This is a genomic window from Streptomyces sp., from assembly GCF_031181705.1.
Lineage (GTDB): Bacteria > Actinomycetota > Actinomycetes > Streptomycetales > Streptomycetaceae > Streptomyces.
In genome coordinates, this window is sequence record NZ_JAPSKN010000098.1 from 1 (window position 1) to 5070 (window position 5070).

General features: G+C 74.0%; 6 protein-coding genes. 5 read left to right on the plus strand and 1 reads right to left on the minus strand.

Annotation, left to right across the window (positions count from 1 at the left end; translation table 11 throughout):
- Positions 1–65 precede the first annotated feature (65 nt).
- Positions 66–1061 carry an ABC transporter permease gene (locus tag RIN80_RS18765; RefSeq protein WP_309096758.1) on the minus strand — a complete coding sequence of 332 codons (996 nt, stop codon included), beginning with the start codon at positions 1059–1061 and terminating at the stop codon, positions 66–68.
- 148 nt (positions 1062–1209) lie between these two features.
- On the opposite strand from RIN80_RS18765, the gene RIN80_RS18770 reads away from it, so the two are divergent.
- The 5 genes from RIN80_RS18770 (at position 1210) to RIN80_RS18790 (ending at position 4995) form a co-directional block, all read left to right on the plus strand.
- Positions 1210–1857 (plus strand): TetR/AcrR family transcriptional regulator, encoded by a 648-nt coding sequence (locus RIN80_RS18770; protein ID WP_309096759.1) that lies wholly within the window; start codon positions 1210–1212, stop codon positions 1855–1857.
- A gap of 113 nt (positions 1858–1970) precedes the next feature.
- On the plus strand, positions 1971–2273 hold the full coding sequence (locus tag RIN80_RS18775) for an urease subunit gamma (RefSeq protein WP_309096760.1): 303 nt from the start codon (positions 1971–1973) through the stop codon (positions 2271–2273).
- Between the two features lie 8 nt (positions 2274–2281).
- Positions 2282–2593 (plus strand): urease subunit beta, encoded by a 312-nt coding sequence (locus RIN80_RS18780; RefSeq protein WP_309096761.1) that lies wholly within the window; start codon positions 2282–2284, stop codon positions 2591–2593.
- Positions 2586–4307: an urease subunit alpha gene (locus tag RIN80_RS18785; RefSeq protein WP_309096762.1), complete on the plus strand. Its 1722-nt coding sequence runs from the start codon at positions 2586–2588 to the stop codon at positions 4305–4307. Before RIN80_RS18780 ends, RIN80_RS18785 begins: the two co-directional genes overlap by 8 nt.
- A 13-nt stretch (positions 4308–4320) precedes the next feature.
- The gene (locus RIN80_RS18790; protein WP_309096763.1) at positions 4321–4995 is read left to right on the plus strand and encodes an urease accessory UreF family protein; all 675 of its coding nucleotides are present in this window, start codon (positions 4321–4323) and stop codon (positions 4993–4995) included.
- The last annotated feature ends 75 nt before the right edge of the window (positions 4996–5070 follow it).

Consider the following 5070-nt stretch of genomic DNA (forward strand, 5'->3'; position numbering starts at 1 on the left):
GCCGGGGTGCACGGTCGTTCCGTCGCGCGGTCCGCTTCCGCGGCCGCCCGGGCGTGAGGCCGCGCCTAGCCGACGGGCGTCGCTTCCCGCGGGTCGGCCGCGGGCGCCCCGGCGCGCTTCCGCGAGCGGAGCGTGCCGCCGAGCAGCACGGCACCCAGGCCCAGCGCCGCCCACCAGGCCAGCGTCAGGGCGGGCCCGGTGGCCGCCGCGCCGTCGAAGTACGACACCGAGCGCACCAGGGTCGTGCCCGCGCCGGGCGGCAGCCACTGGCCGATCGCGCCGGCCGGCTCGGGCAGCATCTGCGGTGCCGACGAGGCGCCGGAGAAGGGGTTGCCGAGCAGCATCACCACGCCACCGGCGATCCCGATGCCGGCGGGGCCCATCAGCGCGGCGAGTCCGGCGACGGCACCGCTGACGGCCAGGGACGACAGTCCGAGCACGGCCGCCTCCGCCCACCAGTCGCCGGTGAGGACGCCGAGCCAGCTGTGCGCGATGCCGGCCGCGACCAGGCCGACCAGGGTGGAGGCGCCGAGCAGCGCTGCCACCGCCCGTGGCCCGCGCAACCCCAGCAGGGTGACCACCGCGCCCGCGGCGATACCGGCCAGCGCGAGGGGCAGCACGGACGAGGTGAGCGCCGCGCCCCGCGGGTCGCCCTGGGGAGCGGGCACCACGTCGACCGTCCTGACCTGAGTGCCCTCCGCGGCGGCCTGCCGGGCCACGGCCTGCTGGAGCAGCTGGGCCACGGCCGGGCCGGCGGCGGAGGCCGTGAGCAGCTCGGGCCCCTGCGGCGTGATCACGATCGCGCCGTACACCGCGCGGTCCTCGACGGCGTCCCGGGCGGCGGCCTCGCCGGTGTAGCGGTGGATCTCGAAGGCGCCCTCGTGCCCCGCCAGCTGCCGCTCCATCCGGTCCGCCGCGGCGGGCGGTCCGGCGACGCCCAGCGGCAGGTCGCGCGGCGCGGTGCGGGCGGCCGGCCAGGCGAAGGCCCACAGGGCGAGGGCGGCCAGGACGGGAACGAGGACGATGACGGCGAGCAACCGGCGGTCGGGGGTATGGGACATGAGGGTCTCCTGGGGTCTCCTGCGAGCGGCGGACGGGCCGTGGCGCGGTCGACAGTAAAAAGAAGGATCGTTCGTTTTCGCTCTGTCACCACCGTGCTCCGCCGGTCGCGCCTTGTCAAGAATGAATATTCGTTTTACGTTGGGGAGCATGGCCCGCGTGTCCCAGGAACACCTCGACGCCCGCCGCCGCCAGATCCTCGACGGCGCCGCGGTCTGCTTCGCCCGCAACGGCTTCCACGCCACGTCCATGCAGGACGTGCTCAAGGAGGTCGGCCTCTCCGCCGGTGCGGTCTACCGCTACTTCAGCGGCAAGGAGGAACTGATCGCCGCGATCGTCAGCGAGGTGCTCGGCTCGGTCCGCGCCGCGTTCGAGGACGCGCTGCGGCAGAGCCCGCCCCCGCCGCCGGACGAACTCGTCGCGACCGTCCTCGGTACGGTGCTCCGCGCCCGCGAGTCCCTGCTCCTCGACGGCGGGCCCGCCTTCCCGCGCCTCGTCATCCAGGTGTGGCCGGAGACCCTGCGCAACGAGGAACTGGCGGCCGTCCTGCGAGAGGGCTACGGCTCCGTCCGTGCGGCCTGGGCGAAGATCGTCGAGGACTACCAGCGGGCCGGGATGATGCGCCCGGACGTCGAGCCGGACCATGTGGCCCGCACGATGATCGCCGCCGTACTCGGGTTCATCGCCCAGCAGTCCCTCTTCGGGCCCGCCCCGGTCGAGGTCCTCCGCGACGGTCTGCGGGCCCTGATGAGCATGCCGGGCGACCACGCCCCGGCCGAGCGGTCACCTCTCGGTTAACGTGCCCGAAACGCGGTCCAACTAGCCTGCCGCCTCACGCCACCTGGCACTTTGCCCCGTGGCCGCGGCACCCGGGCCCCGCACGGTCCGGAGCGAGGACTGTGAGGTGGGACGTGCAGCTGACCCCGCACGAACAAGAGCGACTGCTGATCCATGTGGCGGCCGACGTCGCCGAGAAGCGCCGGGCCCGCGGCCTGCGGCTCAACCACCCCGAGGCGGTCGCCCTCATCACGTCGCACATCCTCGAAGGCGCACGCGACGGCCGCACCGTCGCCGAACTCATGTCCTCCGGCCGCACGCTGCTCACCCGGGACGACGTCATGGAGGGCGTCCCGGAGATGGTCCACGACGTCCAGGTCGAGGCCACCTTCCCGGACGGCACCAAGCTCGTCACCGTCCACGAGCCGATCGTCTGAGGGGCCCGATGATTCCCGGAGAGATCCTCTTCGCCGACGAGCCGATCGCCAGCAACGAAGGCCGCGAGGTCACCCGGCTCACCGTCCTCAACGCCGCCGACCGGCCCGTCCAGGTCGGCTCCCACTACCACTTCGCCGAGGCCAACCCCGGTCTGGAGTTCGACCGCGCCGCGGCGCGCGGCAAGCGGCTGAACGTCGCCGCCGGTACGGCCGTCCGCTTCGAGCCGGGGATCCCCGTCGACGTCGAACTCGTCCCGCTCACCGGCGCCCGTGTCGTGCCAGGGCTGCGCGGGGAGACCGGAGGTGCCCTCGATGCCTGAGATCTCGCGTGCCGCGTACGCCGACCTGTTCGGCCCGACGACCGGCGACCGGATCCGGCTCGCCGACACCGATCTGCTCGTGGAGATCGAGGAGGATCGCTGCGGCGGTCCCGGGCGCGCCGGTGACGAGGCCGTGTTCGGCGGCGGCAAGGTCATCCGCGAGTCCATGGGCCAGTCGCGCGCCACGCGGGCGGAGGGCACCCCGGACACCGTCATCACCGGCGCGGTGATCATCGACCACTGGGGGATCGTCAAGGCCGACGTCGGCATCCGTGACGGGCGGATCACCGGCATCGGCAAGGCCGGCAACCCCGACACCATGGACGGCGTCCACCCGGACCTGGTCATCGGCCCGGAGACCGAGATCATCGCCGGCAACGGGCGGATCCTCACGGCCGGCGCGATCGACGCGCACGTCCACTTCATCTGCCCGCAGATCGCGGACGAGGCCCTGGCGTCGGGCATCACGACCCTGGTGGGCGGCGGCACCGGCCCGGCGGAGGGCTCCAAGGCGACGACCGTGACCCCCGGCCCCTGGCACCTGGCGCGGATGCTGGAGGCCATGGAGGCCTACCCGCTCAACATCGGCTTCCTCGGCAAGGGCAACACCGTCTCCCACGAGGCGATGCTGTCGCAGATCCGGGGCGGCGCGCTCGGGCTGAAGCTGCACGAGGACTGGGGCTCCACCCCGGCCGTCATCGACGCCTCGCTGACCGTCGCCGAGCGGACGGGCATCCAGGTCGCCATCCACACGGACACCCTGAACGAGGCCGGGTTCGTCGGCGACACGCTCGCCGCGATCGCCGGGCGGGGCATCCACGCCTACCACACCGAGGGCGCGGGCGGCGGGCACGCGCCGGACATCATCACCGTGGTCTGTGAGCCACACGTGCTGCCCAGCTCCACCAACCCGACCCGGCCCTTCACCGTCAACACCGCCGAGGAACACCTCGACATGCTGATGGTGTGTCACCACCTCAACCCGGCCGTGCCGGAGGACCTGGCGTTCGCCGAGTCGCGGATCCGGCCCTCCACCATCGGCGCGGAGGACGTGCTGCACGACCTCGGCGCGATCTCCATCATCTCCTCCGACTCGCAGGCGATGGGCCGCGTGGGCGAGGTCGTGCTGCGGACCTGGCAGACCGCCCACGTCATGAAGCGACGGCGCGGCGCGCTGCCCGGCGACGGCCGGGCCGACAACCACCGGGTGCGCCGCTACGTCGCCAAGTACACGATCAACCCCGCGCTCGCGCAGGGCCTCGCCCGTGAGATCGGGTCGGTGGAGACCGGCAAGCTGGCCGACCTGGTGCTGTGGGAGCCCGCGTTCTTCGGTGTGAAGCCGCATCTGGTCGTCAAGGGCGGGCAGATCGCGTACGCGCAGATGGGCGACGCGAACGCCTCGATCCCGACCCCGCAACCGGTCCTGCCGCGCCCGATGTACGGCGCCATCGGCCGGGCGCCCGCCGCCAACTCCGTCAACTTCGTCGCGCCCCTGGCCGTGGAGGACGGGCTGCCGGAGCGGCTGGGACTCGGCAAGCGGTTCGTGGCCATCGAGTCGACCCGCTCGGTCACCAAGGCCGACATGCGCGAGAACGACGCGCGGCCCGACGTGCGGGTCGATCCCGACAGTTTCGCCGTGCACATCGACGGTGAGCTCGTCGAGGCGACGCCAGCGGCCGAACTGCCCATGGCGCAGCGCTACTTCCTCTTCTGAAGGCGAGGTCCCGATGTCACGGGCGGCACTGCTCGTCCTGGCCGACGGCCGGTTCCCCGCCGGAGGGCACGCGCACTCCGGCGGGGCCGAGGAGGCCGTCAAGGCCGGGCGGATCAGCGGGGCGGCGAGCCTGGCGGAGTTCTGCCGGGGGCGGCTGCACACGGCCGGGCTGGTGTCGGCGGCCCTGGCGGCGGCCGCGGCGCTCGGCATCGACCCCGTCACGCTGGACGGCGCGGCGGACGCCCGTACGCCCTCGCCCGCACTGCGGGCCGCCGCGCGCAGGCTGGGACGGCAGCTGATGCGGGCCGCCCGGGCGACCTGGCCGTCAGCCGAACTGGACGCCCTGGGCCGGGAGTTCCCCAAGGGTGCGCACCAGCCGGTGGTCCTCGGACTCACGGCGCGGGCGGCGGGCCTCGGGCCGGTGGACGCGGCGTACTGCGCGGCGTACGAGAGCGTGAGCGGGCCGGCCACGGCGACCGTGCGGTTGCTGAGCCTGGACCCTTTCGACGCGACGGGTGTGCTGGCCCGGCTGGGCCCCGAGCTGGACCGGGTCGCGGACCGGGCGGTGGAGGCGGCCCGGCGGGTCGTCGACGAGGGGGCCGGCGCGCTGCCCGCCGGTTCCGCGCCGCTGCTGGAGATCGGGGCGGAGCTGCATGCCGGGTGGCCCGTACGGCTGTTCGCCTCGTAGCCGCCCTCTGAACGCCGTGCGGACCGCCCCCGCGGGGACGTGGGGAACTGCGCGACCAGCTCCCCCCACCCGCAC